The following is a 26,217-nucleotide window of genomic DNA, read 5'->3' on the forward strand; positions in this document are numbered from 1 at the left end:
TGCCCGCGATGGCGGTTGTACAAACGCATACATTCTCGCGATTGACTGCGATCCGTCAGCCGCTCAGTCTTCGGGCTCCCTTTGTGCTCGCGGAGACAGCCGATGCCCTTCGTAACGATAGACGGACAAGCCCTCCACTACATCGATCAAGGTACCGGCCCGGCGGTGCTGCTGGCCGGTAGTTACCTGTGGGACCAGGCCATGTGGGCGCCGCAGATTGCCGCGCTCTCGCAACAGTATCGTGTGATAGCCCTGGACCTGTGGGGGCACGGCCAATCCGGGCCGTTGCCTGTCGGTACGACGTCGCTGGATGACCTGGCGCGTCAGGCCCTGGTCCTGCTCGATCATCTGGACATCGAGCGGGTCACGCTGGTCGGCCTGTCGGTCGGCGGCATGTGGGGCGCGCGCCTGGCCTTATCGGCAGCGCAGCGGATCAACGGACTGGTGCTGATGGACACCTACGCCGGCGCCGAACCGGAGCCGACTCGCCAGTACTACTTTTCACTGTTGAAGCAGATCGAAGAGGCGGGTGTCATCACGCCAGCGCTGCTGGATATCGTGGTGCCGATTTTCTTCCGGCCGGGCATTGATCCGCAGTCGGCGCTCTACCGGGATTTTCGTGCTTCCCTCGCGGCTCAACCCGCGGATCGCCTGCGTGAAAGCATCGCGCCGATGGGGCGGATTACATTTGGGCGCGATGACCAGTTATCGCGTCTGGGCGAACTGGACGCAGCGACCACACTGGTGATGTGCGGCGATCAGGACAAGCCTCGGCCACCGGGTGAAGCCCGTGAAATGGCTGAGTTGATTGGCTGCCCGTGGGTGCTGGTGCCGGAGGCGGGGCATATTTCCAATCTGGAGAACCCTGGGTTTGTGACTGAAACCTTGTTGGCATTTTTGGCCGACAGAAATTAGTCGAATCTACCGACGCCATCGCAAGCAAGCTCGCTCCCACAGGTAATCACCTTCCCCTGTAGGAGCGAGCTTGCTCGCGATGGCGTCAGTGCTGTCTCTACCCTGTAAGGGGAAAAGTCACTTCGGCCCGAGAATCTTCGCCAGTTTGTCCGGCGACGGAGCGCCTTGCTGCTGTTGCAGATTGCCCTTGTCATCCATGTAGAAAATCGCCGGCGTCGCCTGCAACTCCAGCTCTTCCATCAATTGCATGTTGGCCGCGAACTTTGCCTGAATCGCCGGCGGCACTTCCTTCAAGGCCTTGAGCGAACTCTCCTTGCCAGCGGCTTCGTGATCCTGCAGGGCTTTTTCCGGGTCTTTGGCGGCGAGCAGCGCGGCGGATTTTCCGGGGCTGTCTTCGCGGATGATGCCCACCATGATGTGGCGCAACTGCACCTTGCCGGCCTTGACCCACGGCCGGGCCTGTTCCCAGAACATGTTGCAGTACGGGCAGTTCGGGTCACTGAACAGGTACACCACGCGCGGCGCATCCTTCTTGCCGTCGCCGATCCAGTTGCTGGTTTCGAACTTGGCCCAGACTTCCTTGGCCATCGGTGCATACACCAGTTTCTGCAAAGGTGCGCTGCTCAGGTCATTGCCTTCGGCGTCATACAGGTTGCCCAGCAACACGTGTTTGCCATCCGGGGTCAGGTACAGCGCCATGCCGCGGTTCTGGTATTGCGCGGCATAACCACGCAAGCCGTCGGGGGCGTCGAACTGGCCGACGATTTTCGCGCCTTTGGCCTCGATTTTCTTGATGGCATCGGGCAACTCTTCGGCCTGCACCGATGGCAGGTGCAACAGGGCAGCACCAAGGCTCAGGGTCAGCAGGTGGCGGAGGCGGGGCATGGCAGTTTCCTTGAAGAGGTGGCGGGTACGGTGTCGAAGTTTTCCAGCGCGCGGGCCAGGCTGGCTTCCGACAACTCGCCCAGATGGCTGCCCAGCAGGCGACCCTCGGGGTTGTAGAACAGCGTAGTCGGCAATGCCATGGAACCGACGGCCTGGCTCAGACGCCCACTGCCGTCGAACAGCACGTTGGACAGGCTCAGGCCCTGGGTTTCCAGAAAGATCGCGACGCTTTGCATGCTTTCTGACTGATTGACGAACAGGAACGTCAGGTCCGGCCGTTGTTGCTGGGCGTTTTCCAGCACCGGCATTTCCCGGCGGCACGGCGGGCACCAGGTGGCCCAGAGATTGATCACCAACGGGCCTCCCTTGTAGTCGGCCAGTTGCACGGTTTCGCCAGCGGCGTTGCGCAGGGTGATTTCCGGCAGGCGTGTGCCTTGTTCATAAATCGACAGGGAGAACGTCGCCAACAGCCAGAACGCCAGGCCACTGGCCACGCCAAAGCCCAATGGACGGCGCAGACCCGGGCGACGCCAGCCGCGATACAGCGTGGCGAGCAAAACGACCACGACCCCCGGCCAGGCGAGGAAACCGCCATCGCGCAGGTCGATGACCTGCCACGGATCGTTGCGATAGTGCACCCAATAGGCCGCCACGAAACTGATTCGGGCTGCCAGCATGCCCATCAGAAACAGGCTGAACAGCACCGACTCAGGGTTTTCACTACCACGCTTGGCGACCCGCCAGCCGACAAAAGTGGCCAGCGCCAGCGCACTGATCAACAGCAGGTGATTGAGCGCGATGGCAAAGGTGCCGAGGGTGAAAGTCAGCATTAACGGGCGTCTCGGGTGGTGGTCCAGCGTTGCAGGAATGTATCGGCATCGACCTCGCCGGTGATGCGCTGGCTGCGCCGCTCTTCACCGTCCACACCAATCCATAGCAGGCTCGGTGGCCCTGGCACTTGGTAACGGCCGAGCAGTTCACGGCTGGCGGCATTGTCGGCGGTGACGTCCAGTCGCAGCAAGCGCACATCGCTCAAAGCCTCGAGGACACGGGTTTTGCCGAAGACCTGTTTCTCCATGACCTTGCACGACACGCACCAGTCGGCGTAGTAGTCCAGCAGCACCCACTGACCCTGAGCCTGTGCGGCGTCGAGTTCCCGTTGCAGTGCCTGCGGATCCTTGATGGTGATGAAGGCATCGTGGCCAACCGGCACGGCGGCCACAGCCTGGTTCGAGGCGCGGTAGACCTGCAATGGCTTGAACGGATCATCGCCGCCACCGGCTGCACCGATCACCAACAGGCCACCCCATAAACCGAGCAGTAACGAACTGGCGCCAAACAGGTGCGCGATACGGCCAAAACCTTCCGACTGCTTCCAGGCGCTGTAGGCCGCGATCAACAGCAGCGCACCGCACAAGCCGACCCACAGGGATTCGTCGAGCACCGGACGCAGCATCAACAATGCGGTGGCGAGGAACAGGAAGCCGAAAATGCCTTTGACCAGGTTCATCCAGGCGCCTGGCTTGGGCATGAAACGATTGCCGACGGTCACCAGCAGCAACAGCGGCACACCGATGCCGATGCCCATGGCAAACAGAATCAATCCGCCATGCAGCGCGTTACCGCTTTGCGCGATGTAGAGCAGGGCGCCGGCCAGTGGCGCGGTCATGCAGGGACCAACCAGCAGACCGGACAGCGCCCCCAGCACCCCGGCGCCGATCAGACTGCCGCCGCGTTGATTGCGCGAGACGTTTTCCAGGCGATCACGCACGGCCACCGGCAGTTGCAGTTCGAAGAAACCGAACATCGGCAGCGCCAGCAACACGAAAATCGCCGCGAAACTGCCCAGCAGCCAGGGGTTCTGCAACCAGGCTTGCAGGTTCGCCCCGAGGGAGGCGGCCAGGACACCCATCGCCGCATACACCAGCGCCATGCTGACCACATAACTGCTGGCCAGGGCGAATCCGCGTCTGGGCGTGGCGCCACTGCCGACGATCAACCCGGCCAGAATCGGCAGCATCGGCAATGAACAAGGCGTGAAGGCCAGCAACAGGCCCAGGCCGAAGAACAGCACAAGGCTCCAGCCCAGCGCCCGTTGTTGCAGGCTGCTGGCCAGCGCCTGGTCCGGCGCTTCAGTGGCCGCATTCAATGCATTGGTATTGCCCAGGTCCACGACTCTGGTTTGTGGCGGATAACACAAGCCGGCATCGGCGCAGCCCTGGTAACTGACCTTGACCTGACCGCTGGCACCCGCCGGAATTTTCAGTTCCAGGCCCTGACGGTAGACTTGCTGTTCACCGAAAAACTCGTCGCTGTGGGCTTCACCTTCCGGTAGCGGGGGATGTTGCCCGACAGGTAATCCATCGAACTTCAAGCGTTTCTGATACAGGTAATAGCCGTCGGTGATCTGCCAATAGAGCTGGGTTTCACCGGATTCCAGACGTTCAGAGGTGAACGCGAAGGCTTTATCAACCGGGAGAAATTCAGGTTTGGTGTCGAACGGATTGGTTCCCGCCTGGGCCAGGCCCACGATCAAGAGAGTAAAAAGTAAAAACAGACGACGCATGGATAAGCCTTTGTCCTTTGCTAATGAGGTGCACAGTGGCGGGTGGCGATTAACCGATGATTAACCGCCCCGGCCTTGTGGCGGTGGCGCTTGCGGCATAATGTCGACTTAATCGGTCAACGGCTTAATAGGCTTTATTTCTACGAGGCTCCCCATGCACGTACTGGTTTGCGAAGACGATGAATTGATCGCCAGCGGTATCGTCGCCGGCCTGACCGCCCAGGGCCTGACCGTGGAACACGTCGCCACGGCGTCCGCCGCCCGGGCGATGCTCAAGGTGGCGGAGTTCGACGTGATGGTGCTCGACCTTGGGTTGCCGGACGAGGATGGCCTCAAGCTGCTGCAGCAGTTGCGCCATCAAGGCCTGGAGTTGCCGGTTTTGATCCTCACTGCCCGGGACTCGGTTACTGATCGCGTCGATGGCCTGCAAGCCGGTGCCGACGACTATCTGCTCAAACCGTTCGACTTGCGCGAACTCGCTGCACGCTTGCACACGCTGTTGCGGCGGGTGGCGGGGCGCAGCGTCAACCTGATCGAGCATGGTGCCCTGACCTACGACCCGAGCAGCCGCGAAACCACGCTCGCGGGGCAGCCGGTGGACCTGTCGCGCCGTGAGCAGTCATTGCTGCAAGCCTTGCTGCATAACCGTGGCCGTGTGTTGTCCACCGAGCAACTCAAGGACAGCGTCTACGGTTTCAACGACGAACTGGAAAGCAACGCCCTTAACGTCCATATCCATCACCTGCGGCGCAAGCTCGGCAATGGCATTGTCGAGACCGTGCGCGGTCTGGGCTATCGCCTGGGGCCGGCTGATGGCGGAGAAAAATCGAAGTGATGAGTCTGCGTTTGCGCCTGAGTCTGACGCTCGGCGCCGCATTTGCCTTGATCTGGGCCCTGGCCGCGGCCTGGATGCTCAGCGATCTGCGCAATCAAATGATGTTTTCCCTCGACCAGCGCCTGGTGGCCTCGGCACGCATGGTCGCCGGCCTGATGGAGCAACTGCCGCCCGTGCCGAGCAAGGGCGAGGGCACCCACTTCAGTGCCGAACAGCTGAACATTCCGGGTGGCATGGCGTGCCAGGTCAGCTCGTTGCGCGGCGAAATCCTTGCCCGCAGTCACTCCGATCCGCAGCAGACCCTGGAGGCCGAGAAACTCGGGTTTCACGATCAGATGATCGACGGCGCGCCGTGGCGCAGTTTCACATTGGCCCGGGGCGATCTGCGCATCACCACCGCTGACCGGCAGATCGAGCGTGAGGCGTTGAACATGTCGATCCTGCTGGCCGCTTCGGTGCCGGTGGGCGTGGCGCTGCTCGGTTGCCTGTGTTTGCTCTGGCTGGGCATCGGCCAGGGGCTGGCGCCGCTCAACCGCATGCGCGATGCCTTGATGCGCCGTAGCGCCGACTCCCTCGAACCCTTGCAGATCCAGCCACTGCCCAGCGAGCTGCAACCCTTGCTGGAAACCCAGAACCAGTTGCTCCAGCGCATCGGCAAGACCATCGAGCGCGAACGTCGCCTGACCGGAGACGCGGCCCACGAACTGCGCAGCCCGCTGACCGCGATCAAGACCCACCTGCAAGTGGCGCGGATGACGCAAGGCAGCGCCCGGGACCAGTCCCTGGCCCGGGCCGAAGAGGGCGCCGACCGCATGCACCGGACCCTCGAACAATTACTGTTGTTGGCGCGCGTCGAGGGCAGCCTGTCATTCGACGACGGTGTGCAGTGCAACGCCGAACAAGTGGCGAAACTGGCGATCCAGGACGCGGCAAGCGGCGATCGCCAGCGCATCAGGTTTCAGGCGCCGGGCAAGGTTTCCGCCGCGCCGGTACAAATGCCCGCCGTGCTGTCGATTGCCGCGCTGCGCAACTTGCTCGACAACGCACTGCGCCATACTCCCGCCGACAAAGCGGTGGAGTTGAGCCTGGAAACCACCGGCAATCGTGTGCAGTTTGTGGTGCGCGACCATGGGCCGGGGATTGCCGAAGAAGATCTGCAACACCTGACCCAGCGCTTCTGGCGCAACGGTCAGAGCACCGGATGTGGTCTGGGGCTGGCGATTGTGCAGGCCATCGTTCAGCGTTGCGGTTGCACGCTGCATTTCGATAGCCGGCCGGACGGCTTGCGGGTTGAGCTGACGATGCCGCTGCAACCGGTCTGAAAAACACCACCTCCCCTGTAGCAGCGAGCTTGCTCGCGATGGTCGATAACGATAACGCGTGCTTTCTGAATGCACGCGCTGTTCTTGAGTCCATCGCGAGCAGAGCTCGCTCCTGCAAAGGTTTCCGGGTTACCGCCTAAATCCCTCAAGCGCTGATGCGTTTCCAGAACAGGAAAACCTTATTGAGGGGTCGAGAGATGTCAGTCGCTACCAACCTTATCGAAGAGCAGCCGGCGACGTCCGCCGAGACGCTTTATCAATTCAACGAATCGCCATTGCTCGCCCGTCAGAGCCGGCAGGAATCCAACGCCCGCAGCTATCCGCGACGCATTCCCCTGGCACTCAAGCGCGCCAAGGGCATCTACGTCGAAGATGTCGAAGGCCGCACCTTCATCGATTGCCTGGCCGGAGCCGGAACCCTGGCCCTGGGGCACAACCACCCGGTGGTGATCGAAGCCATCCAGCAAGTGCTGGCCGATGAGCTGCCGCTGCACACCCTGGACCTGACCACGCCGGTCAAGGACCGGTTCGTCCAGGATCTGTTCGGGCTGCTGCCGCCTGCCCTGGCCGCTGAAGCGAAGATCCAGTTTTGCGGCCCGACCGGCACCGACGCCGTGGAAGCGGCACTGAAACTGGTGCGTACCGCCACTGGTCGCAGCACCGTGATCTCGTTCCAGGGTGGCTATCACGGCATGAGTCAGGGCGCGTTGAGCCTGATGGGCAGTCTGGGGCCGAAAAAGCCCTTGGGCGCCTTGCTCGGCAGCGGCGTGCAGTTCATGCCGTACCCCTACGATTACCGCTGCCCGTTCGGGCTCGGCGGCGCGCAAGGGGTCAAAGCCAACCTGAGTTACCTGGAAAACCTGTTCAATGATCCCGAAGCTGGTGTGCAATTGCCGGCGGCGGTGATCGTGGAAGTGGTGCAGGGCGAGGGCGGGGTGATTCCGGCGGATCTGGACTGGTTGCGCGGTGTGCGGCGGATCACTGAACAGGCGGGTGTCGCGCTGATCGTCGACGAAATCCAGAGTGGCTTCGCCCGCACCGGCAAGATGTTCGCCTTCGAGCATGCCGGGATCATTCCCGATGTCGTGGTGATGTCCAAGGCCATCGGTGGCAGCCTGCCGCTGGCGGTGGTGGTCTATCGCGACTGGCTCGACACCTGGCTGCCGGGCGCCCATGCCGGGACGTTCCGTGGCAACCAGATGGCCATGGCCGCCGGTTGCGCGGTGATGCGTTATCTGGTCGAACACAAGGTCTGCGAGCATGCCGCCGCGATGGGCGAGCGTCTGGCCGAGCACCTGCGCATCCTGCAGCGGGACTTCCCGCAACTGGGGGACATCCGCGGACGTGGCTTGATGCTCGGCGTCGAACTGGTGGACCCGACGGGCGCGCTGGATGCCCAAGGCCATCCGCCGGCTTTCGCCCGTCTGGCACCCCTGGTGCAGCGCGAATGCCTCAAGCGTGGCTTGATCCTGGAACTCGGTGGCCGCCACGGCGCGGTGGTGCGCTTCCTGCCGCCACTGGTGATTACCGCTGCGCAAATCGATCGCGTGGCCGAGATTTTCGGGCGAGCCCTGGCCGCCGCCACGGCCCATCCTTAAATTTTCCGCCCTGCGGATCGTTCCTTCTACATAACGGTTGCGTGCACAACGCAACCCGCCCGAAAACGATGGAGAGACAGCATGACGTCAGTATTCGACCGCGAGGACATCCTCTTTCAGGTCGTGGTCAACCACGAAGAGCAATACTCGATCTGGCCCGACTACAAAGCCGTGCCACAAGGCTGGCGCACCGTGGGTAAAAGCGGGCTGAAAAAGGAATGCCTGGCCTACATCGAAGAAACCTGGACCGACATGCGTCCATTGAGCCTGCGGCAGAAGATGGACGAGCAGGCGGCTGTGGCGCACTGATCCGTCATGCAAAAAGAAGCCCGCTGGACTGGTGACAGTCAGCGGGCTTTTTCATGTCGTGCATTTGTGTTGTCTGTCCGGCCGCCTTCGCGAGCAGGCTCGCTCCCACATTGGATTCATGGCGCGCCACAAATCCCCTGTGGGAGCGAGCCTGCTCGCGAAGAACGATAACGCGGTCCAACCGAGGTTACACGCCACTAAGCCCCTTGATGACCAAATCCACATTCCCCTCCAGTTCCGCGACCGGATCCTCGGCATCGGTACTCAGCACCAGTAACCGGCTACCCGACCCGGCAATCACCGCTTTCAGCGCATCCGACGGCTGCCGGTGATGCAGCACCACCGTCACGTCATTATCCTTGAGCGTTGCGCCCAATTGCTTCAGCGCCTCCGGTGTCCACTCGGCATCGGCGCGTGCATCCTGGCCGATCAATTCCAGATTGAGACCGCCGATCAGGTAGCCGAAGTGATCGCTGAGACTCATCACACAGAGGTTGTCCACATTGGCCAACCGCGCTTCGCTGTCGGCACTGAGCTTGAGCAAACGCTGCTTGAGCGATGCCAGGTTGGCGTCGATCTTCGGCTTGGCCTTGGGGGCCAGACGCACCAGGTCCGCCGCCATCACATCGGCCATGCGCCCCATGTTATTGCTGGAGAACCACGGCTGACTGTTCAGCCCGTCGACCTTGTTGTCGGGCTGTACGGCTATGCCGGGCAGGGCGCCGTCCACGGGGCGAGCGGCGTCGACTTCGACGATGCGGATATTGCTGCGCCGGGCGATCGGGTACAGCGGGTCATCCGGCCACAGTGAGCGCAGGCCGATCACCGCATCGGCGTCGCTTGCCAGTTTGGCCAGCGCCGGGGCGCCACGGCCGGTGAAGTAGGCGGTCTGGCGGCTGCCGGGCAGGTTGGCCGGGGTCGCGCGTTCGAGGCTGACATCGGTGCCCTTGAGCAAGACCTCACCCAGGCCATAGGTAATCGGCAAGGAGGCCAGCACACGCAGCGGTTTGCCGTTGTCGGCGGCCATGGTCGTTGTCGCCAGCCCGCACAGGGCGACGGCGAGGGTCAGTTGGCGCAGTGAAAAAATCATTTATCCAAGGTTCCCTTTCAGGCTGGGGACGACGCCGCGCGCGATGGCGGCCAGGGCGAAGGCGATACCGGCCACGAGGATGATCGCGGCGCCGGACGGGATCGGCAGGTCGAAGACAATCGGTGCAAGAATCCCGCACAGTGTGCTGACCGTGGCGATCAGCACCGAACACCAGAAAAAGCCCTTCAGCGATTGGCTGAGCAGGCGTGCCGCGGCGGCCGGAATCACCAGCAGGGCGCCCACCAGAATCGCGCCGATGACCTTCACGGCGGCAACGGTGATCAGCGTCACCAGAATCACGAACAGATAATCCAGGGTTTTCACCGCCACCCCGCGCACCGCCGCCAACTGCGGGTTGAAACTGGCGAGCATGATGCGGTTGTACAAAGGCAAGGCCAGGGCCATGACCAGCGAACCGACGATGGCCAGCACCAGCAGGTCATTGCCATTGACCGTCAGCACCGAGCCGAACAGCACGTTTTCCAGAATGTGCACGTTGATCTTGCCCGCCAGAATCAGCAGCAGGCTAGCGCCCAAGGCGAGCGACACCGAGAGAAACACGCCAATCAAGGTATCTGGCGCCAGACCGGTGCGGTTGCGCAGGTAATTGAGCAGGATGCCGAACAGCAGGCAGTAGCCGAACAGGCTGCCGTAGGGGCCGGTGTAGGGTTCGCCGAGCAGGATGCCGATGGCCACGCCGGTCAGGGCGGCGTGACCGACCGCCTCGGAGAAAAACGCGAAGCGCTTGACCACCACCAACGTGCCCAGGCCTCCCAGTACCGGGCCGATCAACAGGCCGGCGAGCAGGGCGTTGACCACGAATCCATAGGCCAGCGCCTCGGGCAGATAACCCGACGACGCCCAGCCCTGGACCATCAGGCGAAAAGCTTCGTAACTCATCAGGCAAGGCTCCGTGGGTGGGTCGAGAACAGGTTCAACAGACGCTCCGGTGTCAGCGCCTGTTGCGGCGTGGCGTCGAACAGCACCCGGCGATTGAGCCCGGTGACGTGATCGGCCAGGCGTCCGACCGCTTCCAGGTCGTGCTCGATCCACAGTACGGTGATGCCCGCCGCTCGCCAGTCGCCGAGCAAGCGTTCGAACACCCGGATACCGGCCTCATCGAGGGCCGACATCGGTTCGTCGAGCACCAGCAATTGCGGAGGCGGAATCAGCCCCTGGGCCAGCAACACCCGTTGCCGTTCGCCGCCGGACAGCGCGCCCATGCGGCGCTTGCGTTTGTCCTGCATGCCGACCCGCTCCAGCGCCTCGCCAATCGCCGTCGCGTAGTGTTTGCTCAAGCCGAGAAAGGCCGGGCGACGCTGGCACATGGCGGCCATGAAATCGTCGACGGTCATTGGCAAGCCCCGGTCGAACTCCAGTGCCTGTGGCGCATAGCCGATGGTCCCCGGCTCGGCTGGCCAATGCAGGTTCAAGCGGCCCTGGTGAGGCATTTGCCCGAGCAGGGTCTTGATCAGCGAACTCTTGCCGCCGCCATTGGGGCCGACCAATGCGTGCACGCTGCCGGGTCGGACTTGAAATGTCACGTTGTCGAGGATCGTCGTGCGCCCGAGGGTCAGGCTGACACCTGCAAAATCCAATGTCGGCCCCGAAACCTGTGGGAGCGAGCTTGCTCGCGATGGCGGTGTATCAGGCAACATGGTGGTCGACTGACACGACGCCTTCGCGAGCAAGCTCGCTCCCACAGGGGATTCTGCATCGGCCAGGATGGTTTCTTTCGATGTCATGCCCCCGACTCCTGAATTGCCCGCACCACGGTGTCGAGGTTGCCGGTCATTTCCTTTTCGTACTTGTCGGCGGTGTATTCGCCGTAGGAAATATGCGACAGCGGATACAGCTTCACGCCGGATTCGCGCTGGATGGTGTCGACGTAAGTGGAAGGAAAGTCCATCTCCGAGAAGATCACCTTCACGTCCAGTTCACGCAGTTGATCGATGGTTTTTTTCAGCTGGCTCGGGCTTGGCTCGATACCGTGGGCCGGCTCGACCACGGCCGTCACTTCGAGGCCGAATTCGCGCAGCAGATAGTCGTAGGCCGCGTGTACCGTGGCCACCCGCAGTTCCGCGTTCGGTGCCTGGGTCAGTTTGGCCAGGGCGTCGGCGCGCATCTTGCGCAGGCGCTTGCCGTAGGCGCGGGCGTTCTCGGTGTAGGTTTTGGCATTGGCGGGATCGAGCTTGCCTAGCTCCCGGGCAATGTTGTTGACCTGGGCAATCGAGGCGCTGATCGACAGGAAGGTGTGCGGGTTCACCACCTTGCCGGCACCGCGTGCGGCCACGCCGGTGGCGGCCAGTAGCGGTACGTTCTCGTTGGCTTCGATTACCGGCACGTTCGGGGTTTCGCTGGCGGCGATCATGCGGTCGGCGAAGTCGTCATGGCCGACACCGTTGAGCACAATCACGTCCAGCCCGCTGATGCGCTTGATGTCTTCGGCGCGGGGCTCGTAGGCATGCGGGTTGAAACCGGCTGGAATCAGCGGCACCACCTCGGCCTTGTCGCCGACGATGTTCGCCACGTAGCTGTAGTAGGGATGCAGGGTGATGCCGATGCGCAGGCGCTTGGCTTCGTCGGCGCTGGCCAGGGATGGCAGCAGGCAGGCGAGCAAGCCGACCAGCAGCAGGCGCAAAAAAGAACATTGAGATGAATTGGGCATGGGAAAGCGGTCTTCTCTCGGAAAAAGGCGAGGGTTCAGTGCCGGTGCTGGCGGGTCACACCGGCATCGAATTGCGCGATGACCTGCTGCCAGCCGGCGCTTTCGAGCGCGGCATCGCTGAGGTCGGTCGGTGCCGTGAGCGTGCTGGTGCGGTTGAGCCAGATGTCCGGTGCAGCGTCGGCGGTTGCGCTCAGACGCAGCAGAAACGAACCGGCGACCGTCGGCATCTGGCTCCGGCCGAAATAGGCCTTGGCGTCGAGCATTTGCCAGGCATGGCCACCCCGGCTGACGGAGCTGGCGTCCCGGGCAAACGGGGCAAACCCTTCCTCGGCCAGCAACTCGGGTGTCGGCAGCGCTTGCTGTTCCTGGCGCAGCAAATGGATCTCGTCCAGCGTCACCCGCAAATCGGCGTAGATACCTTGCTCGGATGCACTGAGGTCACGGCGCGCATCCAGTTGATGGCTGCTGACGCTGCTCACCTCATGGGATTCACCGCGCCAGAGCACCACCGAGCCGGCCACCGCGAGGATCATCAGGCACAGCAGCAGAACATAGAGGGTTTCGTGACCGGCCCCGGCCGGGCGCACGACTTGGGTCGTTGGAGTGCTCATGGTGCCTCGATGTCCGCTTGGTCGATTTCCACGACGTGACCGGGGCCGGCATCGAACAGCACATAGAACTCGGCGCCGGGCTTCTTGAAGGTCAGGGTCGAATCAGGCCCGAGCTTGCCCGGCACCAGGATGGTTTCGTCGTAGCCGATCACATCGAGGGTCACGCCAGGAGCGCCGCTGCCGTCGGAAAAACCGCCGGTGCACTTGATCTGCTCCGCGTCGATGGCCTTGCATTCGCACATCGGATTGTGGGCCAGGGCGGCGGCGCTGAAGCCGGCGCAGAGCACCAGCAACACGGCGTTGAGCGGGCGAAGAGGGGTGATCATGGTTTGCCTCCTTGTTTGTTCAGCCAGGCGATGGTGGCGGGGGAGGCCTGGCTCAAAGGAATGGATGCCTGATGCATGGCGCCGTCCCAGCCTTCCATGGTGATCCACAGTTCGGCGTCGGCCGTGGTCTTTTCCGGGACGGGCAGCGAGGCACCCATGCGGTACGGGGTGCCGAAGAAAATCACCCCGGCGGCGCGCAGGCTGCGGGGCTTGCCGATACGCAGGTAAGTGGCCTTGACCTGGCCGATACAGGCCTCGCACAACGCGGCGTTGAAACCTTTCATGTAACCGGCTGGGCCGTCGAGCATGGGCGCGGCGTTGCGCAATTCCGCCAGGAGCAGGCTCCAGGGACCGACCCGGACTTCGCCGACCTCCCGTTCGCCAAGGCCACTGTCGCCGCGCATCAATGCCTCGTCGGCGAAGTACTTGGGCATGAAACCCAGGGGAATCAGCAGTAACAGGACGTTCAGATGAAAGCGCCATTTGTGCCAGAACACGTGCAGGCGCGAGGGTTGCGAGACCGCAGTGACTTTGCTCACAGGTGGGCCTCCGACGGTTCGTTGTTCGTGACCGGTTGCGCGGCGGTGCCACGCTGTTTTTTGTTGCTGCGCTTGAAGGCATTGGCCGTGGCCAGTGCCGTGCGTTTGGTCCAGATCAGCAGACCGCTGAGCACCATCATGCTCAGCAACAGGCCGAAGAACGCCCAGATCAGCTTGATCCACAGGCCACCGAAATCGCCGGTGTGCAACGGGCGCATGGACTCGGTGACGAACTCCAGGGTCGAACGGTCCGAGATCAGGCGCGAGGCGGCGATTTCGCCGTTGTACGGGTTGATCGTGGCGGTCTGGAACATCAACGGATACCAACCGCGTCCGCCGACATCCAGGTGGCTGTAGGCATTGCCCGGCAAACTGACAAAGCTGGCCTCCAGCCCGGAGATTTTCTGCGTGGCGATTTCAATCGCGCGGTCGAGGTCGATACGCGGCGGGGGCGAGCCATCGGCTGACAGCGGCACCGCTTCGCGGGACATCGCCGGGATGATCTTTTCCGTGGAAATGGAAATCTGGTTATCGAACAGCAATGCCTGGATCAGGAACCAGGTGCCGGTGATGGAAATCACCGCGATGAACCAGATCGACCAGATGCCGCTCAAGCGGTGAAAGTCGCCCCAGAAAATCCGCGCGCCGTGGCGAATACGCAGGGTTGGCCGAAAAAAGCCTTTCCAGAAGCGTTTGTAGACCACCAGCCCCGTGACCAGCGACGCCAGTAGCGGCAAGCCGAGAAACGACACCAGGTACCAGCCCCAGCTGTAACCGTTGGTGAACGGCACCAGCCACCAGCCGTGCAGCGCCCGGGTGAAGGCGCGGAAGTTGAACTCCGGCGCGACACCCTGGATCACGCCGCTGTACGGATTGACATAAATCACCACCGAGCGCCCGTCGGGGTAGCTGACTTCGACATCCAGGGCGAAATGCGACTCGTCGGGGCGGCTGATGCTCTGCACCACGGTCTGCGGTTCGGCCTTGTTGATGGCCTCGATGACCTGCTGATAACTGAGTAGCGGGGAGTCGTCCGAGGGCTGGCTGGCGCGCATTGGCGGGTTGGTCAGCCAGACGATCTCCTGACTGATGACGGCCAGGGTTCCGGTTACACAGACGATCAGCACGAAAAACCAGATCGGCAATGCCAGCCAGCTATGGACCAGAAACCAGATTTTTGAACGGGACTTCTTTGACATGTTGGAGGTCTTGCCTGGATGAGGGGCAGCTCGGCTGCGGGCTTCGCAGGGATGAGCGCCCAGAAGGTCCGGTCGTGGCTTTTGCCTACGCGAAAGGACTGCATCTAAGTAGGACGGATGAGCAGGGGAAATCCCGAAAGGGGAAATGAAAGAAAATGTTTCTCATTGTCGACAGGTCGCGGGCGGGCTTGCTTGCGCAAGTGATTGGCATGTCGGCGGTGCTGCTGAAGACGGGACCCTTGTGGGAGCGAGCCTGCTCGCGAAGAGGCCCGCTCCAGCACCAAAGATATCAACCCTGGGCAAACATCTCCTTGGCCCGTTGTTCGATCTGTTCCTGAGTCAGGTCTTCCTTGTGCGTGGCCAGGAACCACAGGTGCCCGTAGGGATCCTTCAAGGTCCCTGAACGGTCGCCGTAAAACTGATCCTTGACCTCCGATACGACGGTTGCGCCGGCATCGATCGCCTGTTTGTAGGACTTGTCGACATCCGTCACGTACAAATGCAGACCCACGGACGGCGAATTGTCCGGGTTGCTCAACGGTCCTTGATCGCATGGTGTGCCCAGCATGATCGGGCAATCGCCGATGCGCAGTTCCGCGTGGCCGACACCGCCATCGGGCATGTCCAGGCGCATGATTTCAATGGCGCCGAAGGCTTTTTTGTAGAAGGCGATGGCTTCGGCGGCTTTGTTGATGCCCAGATAGGGGGTGACGCTGTGATACCCCTCTGGAATGGGTTTGACGCTCATGATGGAACTCCCTGTTGTTGTTTTGTGAATGGAAAGTACCTGTGCCGTTGTACGACCGAATAAATATAGGCCAGCCTCTTTCGCCTCACCGAGTGCCCGACGAGCAGCAGCGCCATTCAAGTGCTATCAGGTCGGCTCTAACCAGTGCGCTCCCGGCCCGCGCTCTCCCAGCACATCGCCTGCGTTGCGCAACGGACAAGCCTCCATCGACAGGCAACCACACCCGATGCAGCCGTTGAGGCGATCGCGCAGCAGGGTCAGTTGGTTGATGCGCTCATCCAGTTCCCGGCTCCATTGCGCCGACAGCATTTTCCAGTCCGCCGCCGTCGGCGCCCGGTTGTCGGGCAGTGACTTGAGGGCTTCGCCGATTTCCGCCAAAGGAATTCCCAGGCGCTGGGCAACCTTGATCAAGGCCACCCGTCGCAGCACTTCCCTGGGATAGCGGCGCTGGTTGCCTTGATTGCGGTTGCTCTTGATCAGCCCCTTGGACTCATAGAAGTGCAGCGCCGTGACCGCCACACCGCTACGTGCCGCGACTTGGCCGACGGTAAGTTCCTTGTGCAGGTTTTCCGGGGTGATCATTTAAAAATTGCCTCTTGACCTCTATTTAACTAGAGGTTTTACCCTGCACACCTTCGGATCGCAAGATTCGCCTTACATGTGAGTGGGGACATTTCATGCAAGCCTCAGAGAAGAATCGCAGCTTTACCCAACTGATCGAATTCCAGATCGAGCCGCATCAACTACCCGCGCTGGTATTGGCATTGTCGGCACAGACCGAACATCTGGCCCGGCAGCACCGCGGCTTTCTCAGTGCCAGCATCCAGGCCAGCGATGATGGCCGGCGGGTACTCAATTATCTGCAATGGCAAACCCGCGAAGCCGGGGAGGCTGCGTTCCGGTCCTTTGAAAACGGCGAAGAGGATTTCTGGCAGTTGATCCGCGCCCATCAGGCGAAGGCCGTGACCTTCGGCTCGTTCCAGGTCCTGCACAGCCTGGAGCGCAGCCACGACAATGCATTGCACTGCAGCCTGGTGGGCTGGCGCTGACAAGGGCAATGATCGCCATTTCTTGATAGCCACTATTGAAAGCGTTGATTTCTGCTGCCCGGGAGGCGCGGGTAGCCTGTGTTCATTGCCTCGAACCCAGTTGCCAGGACGCCAGAAATGAAACCGATGATCGCCACTTTGCTGATGCTCGCCGTCTCCGTACTCGCCGGATGTGCCAGCCATGTTTCCCCTGAGCTTCGGCCTTACACGGCGGAAGAAAGCAAGGAACTGGCGCTGGAAGCGCTGAACCGCCGCGGACTGTCCTTCGACGAGTACCACGCGAAAAAAGCCGAGCTGCTCGGTCAGCCGCAAAAGTTGTTCGGTTTCGACAACCAGGGTGAAATGAACGTCGGGCGATCTGTACAGCTTCACGGTCGTCCGAGCTGAGGCGAAACTGTACTGCTCCAAGTTTCGCGTAACTGTCCATGGGTTTCGCCGAAGGTGTGCGATAGGGTCAACACCTGACCGACCCTGACGGACTGCCACCCATGACGCTCTCACTCGACCTGCTGCTGGGCTTCGCCCTGTTTGCCCTCGTCACCTCGATCACGCCCGGCCCGAACAACACCATGTTGCTGGCCTCCGGGGTGAACTTCGGCTTCAACCGCACGATTCCGCACATGCTCGGCATCACTTGTGGCTTCTTCGTACTGGTGGTGGCGGTCGGCTTTGGCCTTGGCGCGGTGTTCCAGACCTACCCTTTGCTCTACACCGTGCTGCGTTATGTGGGGGCGGCGTATTTGCTGTATCTGGCGTGGAAAATCGCCCATTCCGGGCCAATGTCGGAAAGCCAGCAGGGCGAGGCGAAACCGATCAGCTATCTGGGGGCCGCCGCGTTCCAGTGGGTCAATCCCAAGGCCTGGATCATGGCCATCGGCGCTATCAGCACTTACACGCCGATGCAGGGGTACTTCACGAATGTGATCGTGATCGCGGCCGTCTTTGCGATCATCAACCTGCCGAGCGTGGGTGTCTGGGCCGCTTGCGGCACGCTGTTGCGCAATGTTCTGAAGGATCGCCGCTGGCTGCGCCTGTTCAATTGGGGCATGGCCGCGCTGCTTGTGGGTTCGCTGTATCCGCTGATACTCGAAAGCTTTAGCTGACGCATTGCTTCAACCGGTTGCCCGATGCCTGTTAAGCTGACTTTTCAGGAGCGTTCCTACGCACTTTTAAATGAAGTAATTCTTCTTTAACGGCATCCGATCAGGTATTGGTAACGTTCTGAAAACCGCGCGCAGCTCACAAGGCTGCGCTTTGCCGTTTGCAGTCACGAGCTTCCTGATCCCGGAACACGCTCTGCGAGTCTTTTATGAATAAACGTCCGTTGTATTTCGATTACGCCGCCACCACGCCGGTGGATGAGCGGGTCATCAAGGTGATGATCGAGTGTCTGGGCTTTACCGGCAATTTCGGCAACCCTGCCTCCAGTTCCCACGTTTTCGGCCAGCAGGCCCGGCAATCGGTCGAACAGGCGCGACGCCAGGTCGCCGAGCTGGTCGGCGCGACGCCCGGGCAGATCGTCTGGACCTCCGGCGCCACCGAATCCAACAACCTCGCGCTCAAAGGCGTGGCCCAGGCCCGCCGCATTGGCGGGGGCCATATCATCACCAGCCAGATCGAACACAAGGCCATTCTCGATACCGCCAGGCAACTGGAGGATGCCGGTGTCGCGGTGACCTACCTGGTGCCGGACGCCGAGGGCCTGATCACGGCGCAAGCAGTCAGCGAAGCCATGCGTGAAGACACCTTCCTGGTGTCGCTGATGCTGGTCAACAACGAACTGGGCACCCTCAACGACATTCCCTCCATCGGTCAGGTCGTGCGTGATCGCGGGGCGTTGTTCCATGTCGACGCCGCACAGGGCGCGGGCAAAGTGGCGATCGACCTCGCACTGTGGCCGGTGGACCTGATGTCGTTTTCCGCGCACAAGCTCTACGGCCCCAAGGGCATCGGCGCGTTGTACGTCGGTCCGCGTGCACAACAGCGTTTGCAGGCGCAGATCCATGGCGGCGGGCATGAGGGCGGTTTGCGCTCCGGCACACTGGCGACCCATCAGATCGCGGCCATGGGCGCGGCCTTTGCACTGGCGGCGGCTGCGTTCGATGAAGAGAAAGCCACCATCGTGCGTTTGCGTGAACGCTTGCTCGAGCAATTGCAGAGCGTTCCCGGCGTGCGTCTCAACGGCAGCCCGACCCGGCGCATTCCCCATACCCTGAGCCTGACCTTCGACGAAGGCGAGTTCAACCCGGCGGCGTTGCTGGCCTCGATCGCTTTTTCCGCGACCTCGGCCTGCAATTCCGCGAGCAATACCCCATCCCATGTACTGCTGGCCCTGGGGCACGATGCCCGCTCGGCCGGTCGCACCATCCGCTTGAGCCTCGGGCGTTTCACCACCGAGCAGGACATCGACCAGGCGGTTCAACTGATCAAGGCAGCCTGCGCCAGTGCTCCGGCATTCTGGCAATAGGGCGACGAAGCGCCGACATTGATCGGCACTCAACAATAATGATGAAGTGGTTAGCAGGAGACACGATGAATACGCAGCTTTCGATCAATGGATCGGTGCCCCAGCGCCTGGCGCAAACCCGTGAACTGATGAGCCGGGAGGGCATTCACGCCTTGCTGGTGCCGTCGGCCGACCCGCACCTGTCCGAATACCTGCCGGGTTACTGGCAGGGGCGCCAGTGGTTGTCGGGTTTCCATGGTTCGGTCGGCACCCTGATCGTGACTCCGGATTTTGCAGGCGTCTGGGCCGACAGCCGTTATTGGGAGCAGGCGACCAAGGAGCTCAACGGCAGCGGCATTGATCTGGTCAAGCTGCAACCGGGTCAACCCGGACCACTGGAATGGCTGGCCGAGCAAACCCCCGAGGGTGGCGTTGTCGCGGTCGATGGCGCGGTCATGGCCGTGGCTTCGGCACGGACCCTGGGCGGTAAACTGGAAGAGCGTGGCGCTCGCCTGCGCACCGACATCGACCTGCTGAGCGGCGTCTGGAGCGACCGCCCAGGCCTGCCGAACGAACCGATCTATCAGCACTTGCCACCACAGGCGACCGTCAGCCGTGGCGAAAAACTCGCCAAACTGCGTGAAACCCTGCAGGCGCGGGGTGCCGACTGGCATTTTATCGCCACCCTGGATGATATCGCCTGGCTGTTCAACCTGCGTGGCGGCGACGTGTCGTTCAACCCGGTGTTTGTTTCTTTCGCCTTGATCAATCAGCAACAGGCCACGCTGTTTGTCGCCTTGAGCAAAGTCAGCGCCGAACTGCGCGCCATCCTCGAACGGGACGGGGTGACCTTGCGCGATTACAGCGAAGTCGCTACTGCATTGCGTGCCGTACCGAGCGGCGCGAGCCTGCAAGTCGATCCGGCGCGGGTCACGGCAGGGTTGCTGGACAACCTCGACAGCGGGGTGAACCTGATCGAAGGCCTGAACCCGACCACCCTGGCCAAATCGCAAAAAAGCCTGGCCGATGCCGAACACATCCGTCAGGCCATGGAACAGGACGGCGCAGCACTGTGCGAATTCTTTGCCTGGCTGGATTCGGCGCTGGGGCGCGAGCGCATCACCGAACTGACCATCGACGAAAAACTCACCGCGGCCCGTGAACGTCGTCCGGATTATGTGTCTCTGAGTTTCAACACCATTGCCGCGTTCAACGCCAATGGCGCGATGCCGCATTACCATGCCACCGAAGAAGAACACGCGGTGATCGAAGGGGACGGCCTGCTGCTGATCGACTCCGGCGGCCAGTATCTGGGCGGCACCACCGACATCACGCGCATGGTTGCTGTGGGCACACCGACCGATGAGCAAAAACGCGATTGCACCCGCGTGCTCAAGGGGGTGATTGCCTTGTCCCGCGCGCAGTTCCCGAAAGGCATTCTGTCGCCGCTGCTCGATGCCATCGCCCGTGCGCCCATCTGGGCGGAAAGTGTCGACTACGGTCACGGCACCGGTCATGGCGTCGGTTACTTCCTGAACGTCCACGAAGGTCCGCAAGTCATTGCTTATCAGGCCTCGCCTGCCCCGCAAACCGCGATGCAACCCGGCATGATCACGTCCATTGAACCGGGTACCTATCGTCCGGGTCGTTGGGGTGTGCGTATCGAAAACCTGGCGATGAACCGTGAGGCAGGCAAAAGCGAATTCGGCGAGTTCCTCAAGTTCGAAACGCTGACCCTGTGCCCGATTGATACGCGCTGCCTGGAAACCTCGCTGCTGTCGGACGAGGAAAAGCAGTGGTTTAACGCCTACCACGCCGAAGTGCGCGAGCGCCTGAGTCCGTTGGTCGACGGTGCCGCGCTGGAGTGGCTCAATACCCGCACGGCGGCTATCTGATCGGGTGCTGCTATTGGTTCCGGCGTAGCTATTTGTTTATGTGCAGCTCAGGCGCTTTATCCAGCGCCTGAGCCATAGGGCGGCGAAGGGGCGGTTGGTGGTCGAGATTCAGCTCAAGGCTTCGAGCACGAAGTCCAGTCGATCCTGGCCGAAGTACAACTGATTGTCGACAAACATGCTTGGGGCTCCGAATACGCCTCGCTGTACGGCTTTTTCGGTGTTGTCCTTGAGCAGGGCTTTTACTTCTTCATCGGCGGTCAGGGCCAGCACCTCTTGCGGATCGAAAGCGTTTTCGCTGAGCACTGCCGCGACGGTTGCCGGTTCATCCAGGCTGCGACCCTCGACCCATATGGCCTTGAACAGGCAATCGATGAAAGCTGCAAAGCGTTCAGGGTGGCGCAACTGCATGCCTGTTACGGCGCGCATGAGCATCAAGGTGTTGATCGGGAAGTGGGGATTGAATTTCAGAGGCACGCCGTAGCGTTTGGCGTAGCGGTCCAGATCCTCAAACATGTAGCGGCCTTTGGCCGGGACAGTCGCCGGAGAGGCGTTACCGGTGGCTTTGAACACTCCGCCCAACAAGAGCGGAATGTAGATCAACCGGGTGTCGGTTTGCGCGCAGATCTTCGGTAGCTGGGTGTAGGCCAGATAGGTGGCGGGGCTGCCGAGGTCGAAGTAGAACTCCACGGTTTTGCTCATGTTCAAGGCGCTCGTCTTATTGTTGTGTGTGGGGGGAATTACCAGCGTTCGCTCCAGGGGCGCAGGTCCAGTTCGAAAGTCCAGGCGTCGCGGGGCTGGCTGTGCAGGTACCAGTAATTCTCGGCAATGTGTTCGGGGTTAAGGATGCCGTCCTGATCCTTGGTCGCGTATTTCTCGGGGAAGCTGTCGCGGATGAAATCGGTATCGATGGCGCCGTCGACGACGACATGGGCAACGTGAATATTCATGGGGCCGAGCTCTCGGGCCATGCTTTGCGCCAGCGCACGAATGCCGTGCTTGGCACCGGCAAATGCGGCGAACCCGGCTGCGCCACGCAGGCCTGCAGTGGCGCCGGTGAACAGGATCGTGCCCCGTTGGCGCTTGGCCATGCGTTTGGCCACTTCACGCGCATTGAGAAAACCGGAAAAACAGGCCATTTCCCAGATCTTGAAATACTTGCGGGCGGTTTCTTCGAGAATGCTGCACGGCACGTTCGCGCCGATGTTGAACACGAATGCCTCGATAGGGCCGATCTCGCTTTCTATCTGCTCGACCAGTGCGACCACGTCGTCTTCCTTGCGGGCGTCGCAGGCGAAACCGTGGGCCTCGCCACCATCGGCCTTTATGGCATCCACCAATGGCTGGAGCTTGTCCGCACTGCGGCGGGTAACGCAGGTGACAAAACCTTCCCGGGCAAAACGCTTGGCAATGGCGCCACCCGTGGCATCACCTGCACCGACGATAAGAACGACCTTCTTGTTATTCATGGGTAGATCCCTTTTGGTAAACGATCGTTAACTAAACGAACGTTATGCTATGATTCGACAGACGTCAAGGCGAGCAAGCTAGGGAGAAAGGCAATGCGTTATTCGGCCAGTCACAAGCTGGAAACCAGGCAAAGGCTGCTGGAAAGCAGTGCGGTATCGGCCAAGAAGTCCGGATTTTCAACGGTGGGCGTGGACGGCCTGATGAAAGCGATTGGCTTGAGTGGCGGCGCCTTCTACAGCCATTTCTCGTCGAAAGACGAGTTGTTCGCCAGCATTGTCGAGCGCGAGTTGGGGCAAAGCCTGGCGCGATTGGGGGAGGGACAGGACCGTGACAAGCTTGAGCGCTGCTTGAAGCAGTACCTGAGTATGTCTCACGTCGAGAATCCGGAAACCGGTTGTGCATTGCCGGCATTGGGGGCGGAAATTGCCCGTTCCGACCTGACTGTCCGTCAACAGGCAGAGCACTGGATTTGTCGGCTTCAGGAAAGTTGGGCGGGTATTCTGCAAAGCGACAGCCTGGCGTGGGCGATTCTGTCGCAATGTATTGGCGCGCTGGTCGTAGCGCGCATGCTGGCTAGCCCGGATATCCAGCGCACAGTGCTGAACTCCAGCTACGAGGAAATTGGCCGTCAGATCGCAAGCCCGAGAACCTGACCCGACGGCCCTGCCTATTTGCAGATGACAATCATGCTGCGGCTGGTATAGCCTGCAGGATTGAGGCCAAACGGGTAATCGCCGGGCTCTTCCACTGCATCTCCCGACTTGGCAATGACCTTGTATCCCTTGGGGGCACAGGAGTTGGCGGCGCTGGCGTAGCACTTGTCCCAGGACGAAGACAGTCCGGAACAGTTGATGTGCAGCCCTTTCTTACCGTGCTTGATCTGTGTTTCCGAAGTCGCTGCGCAGCCCGCAATTGCAAGTACGGCGATCAGCATCAAAAATCGTTTCATTACTGTCCTTATAGCGTCCCCGGATCTTGTGCCCGGGTTTGGCCGCTTTCACTTTCGCTTGACGCGTACCGATATCCCTATCTGAAATGGTCCATGTCATGACGCTGGGGTGCGGGGCTAAACATGGCCTAATTGAACGGCAAATACCAGAGCCGTTTCATATCTGCTTTCAATCCGCCGCTACGGCTGGTCTGGTGCTAGTGCTCATGGTCATGGTGGCACCGACGGATGCCAGAATGATGCACATGATTGCCATCCATTGTGACAGCGAGAGGTATTCATGAAGGAACAGCAAGCCAGATAGCGCGCCGAAGGCTGGCTCGATACTCATCAGTGTGCCGAAGGTTCTGGCCGGCATGCGGGTCAGCGCGACCATCTCCAGGGTGTAGGGGAGGGCTGTGGACAGGATGGCGACGCCAAGAGCTATAGGGATCAACGACGGGCTCAGCAGAGCCGAGCCTGCATGGACAATACCGATGGGGGCTACGAAGAGCGCAGCGATCATTACTCCCAGCGCGGCGGTTTGCACGCCATTGTCGGCCCCGGCTTTTTGACCGAACAAAATGTACAGTGCCCAGCAGACCCCTGCGCCCAAGGCATAACCGGCGCCTACAAGATCGATGCCGGTGGTCGTTTCTCCCGTCGGTATCAGTAACAGTAAGCCTGCGGCAGCCAGGGCAATCCACAAAAAGTCGATCGCGCGACGCGAGGCGTAGATCGCCACCGCCAGTGGGCCGGTGAATTCAAGCGCCACCGCGATGCCCAGCGGGACGGTTTGCAACGACATATAGAAGAGGAAGTTCATGCCGCCCAGCGCCATTCCGTAGACGATGACAGTGCGCAGGGACTTTGCAGTGAATTTTGCCCGCCATGGACGCAGTATCAGCATCATGATCACACTGGCAAAAATCAGTCGTAATGTTGTCGTCCCCTGGGGGCCCACAACGGAGAACATGCTTTTGGCCAGGGAGGCTCCGGACTGGATCGATGCCATGGCTATGAGCAGCAGCCCAACCGAGAACAGGGTAGAGGCTAGGCTGCGAGGCTGGTCATTCATTACGTGGCATCGTCCGAAATATAGGAATCAGGGCGTTTCTATTTGTGTTGGGCAATATACTGCGCATTCCTTGCAGGCGCGTCTATATATAAGCAGTGTTTTTGCACATGTCGATAGAAAACCTAAATCAATGCTTGACGGCAGATTCCAGGTGTCTATAATTCGCCCCACTTCCGGCGCAGTCGAAACGGAAAACTCCTTGGTAAACAAAGAGTTACGCAGTTTTCGGCAGCAGGTTGCTTCAGTTCATCGAAGCACAAAGGGAGTTGAAAAAGAGGTGTTGACAGCAGCGTGTAACGCTGTAGAATTCGCCTCCCGCTGACGAGAGATCTGAAGCGCAAGTGGTTGAAGTTACAAAGGAAACTTTGAAAGCTTCTGAAAATAATCACTTGACAGCAAATGAGGCTGCTGTAGAATGCGCGCCTCGGTTGAGACGAAAGATCTTAACCAACCGCTCTTTAACAACTGAATCAAGCAATTCGTGTGGGTGCTTGTGGAGTTAGACTGCTAGTCAACAGATTATCAGCATCACAAGTTACTCCGCGAGAAATCAAAGATGTAACCAACGATTGCTGAGCCAAGTTTAGGGTTTTCTCAAAACCCAAAGATGTTTGAACTGAAGAGTTTGATCATGGCTCAGATTGAACGCTGGCGGCAGGCCTAACACATGCAAGTCGAGCGGATGACAGGAGCTTGCTCCTGAATTCAGCGGCGGACGGGTGAGTAATGCCTAGGAATCTGCCTGGTAGTGGGGGACAACGTTTCGAAAGGAACGCTAATACCGCATACGTCCTACGGGAGAAAGCAGGGGACCTTCGGGCCTTGCGCTATCAGATGAGCCTAGGTCGGATTAGCTAGTTGGTGAGGTAATGGCTCACCAAGGCGACGATCCGTAACTGGTCTGAGAGGATGATCAGTCACACTGGAACTGAGACACGGTCCAGACTCCTACGGGAGGCAGCAGTGGGGAATATTGGACAATGGGCGAAAGCCTGATCCAGCCATGCCGCGTGTGTGAAGAAGGTCTTCGGATTGTAAAGCACTTTAAGTTGGGAGGAAGGGCAGTAACTTAATACGTTGCTGTTTTGACGTTACCGACAGAATAAGCACCGGCTAACTCTGTGCCAGCAGCCGCGGTAATACAGAGGGTGCAAGCGTTAATCGGAATTACTGGGCGTAAAGCGCGCGTAGGTGGTTTGTTAAGTTGGATGTGAAAGCCCCGGGCTCAACCTGGGAACTGCATTCAAAACTGACAAGCTAGAGTATGGTAGAGGGTGGTGGAATTTCCTGTGTAGCGGTGAAATGCGTAGATATAGGAAGGAACACCAGTGGCGAAGGCGACCACCTGGACTGATACTGACACTGAGGTGCGAAAGCGTGGGGAGCAAACAGGATTAGATACCCTGGTAGTCCACGCCGTAAACGATGTCAACTAGCCGTTGGGAGCCTTGAGCTCTTAGTGGCGCAGCTAACGCATTAAGTTGACCGCCTGGGGAGTACGGCCGCAAGGTTAAAACTCAAATGAATTGACGGGGGCCCGCACAAGCGGTGGAGCATGTGGTTTAATTCGAAGCAACGCGAAGAACCTTACCAGGCCTTGACATCCAATGAACTTTCCAGAGATGGATTGGTGCCTTCGGGAACATTGAGACAGGTGCTGCATGGCTGTCGTCAGCTCGTGTCGTGAGATGTTGGGTTAAGTCCCGTAACGAGCGCAACCCTTGTCCTTAGTTACCAGCACGT

The 26,217-nt window shown here is 60.6% G+C and carries 28 protein-coding genes and 1 rRNA gene; 12 read left to right on the top strand and 17 right to left on the bottom strand.

Features of this window, described 5'->3' with window-relative positions:
- The first annotated feature begins 102 nt into the window (after nt 1-102).
- Nucleotides 103-915 (top strand): alpha/beta fold hydrolase, encoded by an 813-nt coding sequence (locus tag ABIE16_RS04115; RefSeq protein ID WP_218494482.1) that lies wholly within the window; start codon nt 103-105, stop codon nt 913-915.
- A 117-nt stretch (nt 916-1,032) separates the two neighbouring features.
- Here ABIE16_RS04115 and dsbG read toward each other — a convergent pair whose 3' ends face one another.
- From dsbG to dsbD, 3 genes are read right to left on the bottom strand one after another with little or no spacing between them, the layout of a single operon-like run.
- Nucleotides 1,033-1,800, bottom strand: a complete 768-nt coding sequence (gene dsbG, locus ABIE16_RS04120; RefSeq protein WP_057713862.1) for a thiol:disulfide interchange protein DsbG — start codon at nt 1,798-1,800, stop codon at nt 1,033-1,035.
- Nucleotides 1,776-2,630 (bottom strand): TlpA disulfide reductase family protein, encoded by an 855-nt coding sequence (locus ABIE16_RS04125; RefSeq protein WP_218494483.1) that lies wholly within the window; start codon nt 2,628-2,630, stop codon nt 1,776-1,778. The genes dsbG and ABIE16_RS04125 overlap by 25 nt, the downstream gene beginning before the upstream one ends.
- Nucleotides 2,630-4,366, bottom strand: coding sequence for a protein-disulfide reductase DsbD (dsbD, locus tag ABIE16_RS04130; RefSeq protein ID WP_340313414.1), 1,737 nt, complete (start codon nt 4,364-4,366; stop codon nt 2,630-2,632). Before dsbD ends, ABIE16_RS04125 begins: the two co-directional genes overlap by 1 nt.
- A gap of 154 nt (nt 4,367-4,520) precedes the next feature.
- On the opposite strand from dsbD, the gene ABIE16_RS04135 reads away from it, so the two are divergent.
- From ABIE16_RS04135 to ABIE16_RS04150, 4 genes are all read left to right on the top strand, one after another.
- The gene (locus ABIE16_RS04135) at nt 4,521-5,201 is read left to right on the top strand and encodes a response regulator (protein ID WP_057713866.1); all 681 of its coding nucleotides are present in this window, start codon (nt 4,521-4,523) and stop codon (nt 5,199-5,201) included.
- Nucleotides 5,198-6,523, top strand: coding sequence for an ATP-binding protein (locus ABIE16_RS04140; RefSeq protein WP_150812323.1), 1,326 nt, complete (start codon nt 5,198-5,200; stop codon nt 6,521-6,523). The genes ABIE16_RS04135 and ABIE16_RS04140 overlap by 4 nt, the downstream gene beginning before the upstream one ends.
- A gap of 197 nt (nt 6,524-6,720) precedes the next feature.
- Complete coding sequence (locus ABIE16_RS04145; RefSeq protein WP_429520597.1) at nt 6,721-8,121, top strand: aspartate aminotransferase family protein; 1,401 nt, start codon at nt 6,721-6,723, stop codon at nt 8,119-8,121.
- Between the two features lie 81 nt (nt 8,122-8,202).
- Nucleotides 8,203-8,430: an MbtH family protein gene (locus ABIE16_RS04150; protein ID WP_057713869.1), complete on the top strand. Its 228-nt coding sequence runs from the start codon at nt 8,203-8,205 to the stop codon at nt 8,428-8,430.
- Nucleotides 8,431-8,617: 187 nt separating this feature from the next.
- On the opposite strand, the gene ABIE16_RS04155 is transcribed toward ABIE16_RS04150, so the two are convergent.
- The 10 genes from ABIE16_RS04155 to soxR form a co-directional block, all read right to left on the bottom strand.
- Nucleotides 8,618-9,520 (bottom strand): metal ABC transporter substrate-binding protein, encoded by a 903-nt coding sequence (locus ABIE16_RS04155; protein WP_429520598.1) that lies wholly within the window; start codon nt 9,518-9,520, stop codon nt 8,618-8,620.
- The gene (locus tag ABIE16_RS04160) at nt 9,521-10,420 is read right to left on the bottom strand and encodes a metal ABC transporter permease (protein WP_003226663.1); all 900 of its coding nucleotides are present in this window, start codon (nt 10,418-10,420) and stop codon (nt 9,521-9,523) included.
- Nucleotides 10,420-11,178, bottom strand: coding sequence for a metal ABC transporter ATP-binding protein (locus ABIE16_RS04165; RefSeq protein WP_429520615.1), 759 nt, complete (start codon nt 11,176-11,178; stop codon nt 10,420-10,422). Before ABIE16_RS04165 ends, ABIE16_RS04160 begins: the two co-directional genes overlap by 1 nt.
- Before the next feature lie 83 nt (nt 11,179-11,261).
- Nucleotides 11,262-12,188, bottom strand: coding sequence for a metal ABC transporter substrate-binding protein (locus tag ABIE16_RS04170; RefSeq protein ID WP_057713872.1), 927 nt, complete (start codon nt 12,186-12,188; stop codon nt 11,262-11,264).
- 35 nt (nt 12,189-12,223) lie between these two features.
- Nucleotides 12,224-12,799, bottom strand: coding sequence for a DUF6162 family protein (locus ABIE16_RS04175; protein ID WP_429520599.1), 576 nt, complete (start codon nt 12,797-12,799; stop codon nt 12,224-12,226).
- Complete coding sequence (locus tag ABIE16_RS04180) at nt 12,796-13,125, bottom strand: hypothetical protein (protein ID WP_057713874.1); 330 nt, start codon at nt 13,123-13,125, stop codon at nt 12,796-12,798. Before ABIE16_RS04180 ends, ABIE16_RS04175 begins: the two co-directional genes overlap by 4 nt.
- Nucleotides 13,122-13,664, bottom strand: coding sequence for a thiamine pyrophosphate-binding protein (locus ABIE16_RS04185; protein WP_429520600.1), 543 nt, complete (start codon nt 13,662-13,664; stop codon nt 13,122-13,124). The genes ABIE16_RS04180 and ABIE16_RS04185 overlap by 4 nt, the downstream gene beginning before the upstream one ends.
- Nucleotides 13,661-14,863 (bottom strand): PepSY-associated TM helix domain-containing protein, encoded by a 1,203-nt coding sequence (locus ABIE16_RS04190; RefSeq protein ID WP_429520601.1) that lies wholly within the window; start codon nt 14,861-14,863, stop codon nt 13,661-13,663. Before ABIE16_RS04190 ends, ABIE16_RS04185 begins: the two co-directional genes overlap by 4 nt.
- A gap of 289 nt (nt 14,864-15,152) precedes the next feature.
- A complete protein-coding gene (locus tag ABIE16_RS04195) occupies nt 15,153-15,611 on the bottom strand; it encodes a VOC family protein (protein ID WP_057713877.1) in 459 nt (152 codons plus the stop codon).
- A gap of 126 nt (nt 15,612-15,737) precedes the next feature.
- Nucleotides 15,738-16,193 carry a redox-sensitive transcriptional activator SoxR gene (soxR, locus tag ABIE16_RS04200; RefSeq protein WP_090456997.1) on the bottom strand — a complete coding sequence of 152 codons (456 nt, stop codon included), beginning with the start codon at nt 16,191-16,193 and terminating at the stop codon, nt 15,738-15,740.
- A 95-nt stretch (nt 16,194-16,288) separates the two neighbouring features.
- On the opposite strand from soxR, the gene ABIE16_RS04205 reads away from it, so the two are divergent.
- From ABIE16_RS04205 to ABIE16_RS04225, 5 genes are all read left to right on the top strand, one after another.
- Nucleotides 16,289-16,660, top strand: a complete 372-nt coding sequence (locus ABIE16_RS04205) for an antibiotic biosynthesis monooxygenase (protein ID WP_218494491.1) — start codon at nt 16,289-16,291, stop codon at nt 16,658-16,660.
- A gap of 117 nt (nt 16,661-16,777) precedes the next feature.
- A complete protein-coding gene (locus ABIE16_RS04210) occupies nt 16,778-17,047 on the top strand; it encodes a hypothetical protein (RefSeq protein WP_429520602.1) in 270 nt (89 codons plus the stop codon).
- 101 nt (nt 17,048-17,148) lie between these two features.
- Nucleotides 17,149-17,763: a LysE family translocator gene (locus ABIE16_RS04215; RefSeq protein WP_057713881.1), complete on the top strand. Its 615-nt coding sequence runs from the start codon at nt 17,149-17,151 to the stop codon at nt 17,761-17,763.
- Nucleotides 17,764-17,969: 206 nt separating this feature from the next.
- On the top strand, nt 17,970-19,127 hold the full coding sequence (locus ABIE16_RS04220; RefSeq protein ID WP_429520603.1) for a cysteine desulfurase family protein: 1,158 nt from the start codon (nt 17,970-17,972) through the stop codon (nt 19,125-19,127).
- Nucleotides 19,128-19,192: 65 nt separating this feature from the next.
- On the top strand, nt 19,193-21,001 hold the full coding sequence (locus tag ABIE16_RS04225; protein WP_429520604.1) for a M24 family metallopeptidase: 1,809 nt from the start codon (nt 19,193-19,195) through the stop codon (nt 20,999-21,001).
- A 108-nt stretch (nt 21,002-21,109) separates the two neighbouring features.
- On the opposite strand, the gene ABIE16_RS04230 is transcribed toward ABIE16_RS04225, so the two are convergent.
- Nucleotides 21,110-21,700 carry a 2-hydroxychromene-2-carboxylate isomerase gene (locus tag ABIE16_RS04230; protein ID WP_057713884.1) on the bottom strand — a complete coding sequence of 197 codons (591 nt, stop codon included), beginning with the start codon at nt 21,698-21,700 and terminating at the stop codon, nt 21,110-21,112.
- Nucleotides 21,701-21,738: 38 nt separating this feature from the next.
- Nucleotides 21,739-22,467 carry an SDR family oxidoreductase gene (locus ABIE16_RS04235; RefSeq protein WP_057713885.1) on the bottom strand — a complete coding sequence of 243 codons (729 nt, stop codon included), beginning with the start codon at nt 22,465-22,467 and terminating at the stop codon, nt 21,739-21,741.
- Between the two features lie 93 nt (nt 22,468-22,560).
- Between ABIE16_RS04235 and ABIE16_RS04240 the strand changes: the two genes are divergently transcribed.
- Nucleotides 22,561-23,121, top strand: a complete 561-nt coding sequence (locus ABIE16_RS04240) for a TetR/AcrR family transcriptional regulator (RefSeq protein ID WP_218494496.1) — start codon at nt 22,561-22,563, stop codon at nt 23,119-23,121.
- A 14-nt stretch (nt 23,122-23,135) separates the two neighbouring features.
- On the opposite strand, the gene ABIE16_RS04245 is transcribed toward ABIE16_RS04240, so the two are convergent.
- A complete protein-coding gene (locus tag ABIE16_RS04245; RefSeq protein WP_057713887.1) occupies nt 23,136-23,417 on the bottom strand; it encodes a hypothetical protein in 282 nt (93 codons plus the stop codon).
- 169 nt (nt 23,418-23,586) lie between these two features.
- A complete protein-coding gene (rhtA, locus tag ABIE16_RS04250) occupies nt 23,587-24,474 on the bottom strand; it encodes a threonine/homoserine exporter RhtA (protein WP_057713888.1) in 888 nt (295 codons plus the stop codon).
- Between the two features lie 613 nt (nt 24,475-25,087).
- On the opposite strand from rhtA, the gene ABIE16_RS04255 reads away from it, so the two are divergent.
- Nucleotides 25,088-26,217 (top strand): 16S ribosomal RNA (locus ABIE16_RS04255); the annotation flags it as partial.

Origin of the sequence: Pseudomonas sp. 2725 (assembly GCF_050434585.1) — a bacterium.
GTDB lineage: Bacteria > Pseudomonadota > Gammaproteobacteria > Pseudomonadales > Pseudomonadaceae > Aquipseudomonas > Aquipseudomonas jessenii.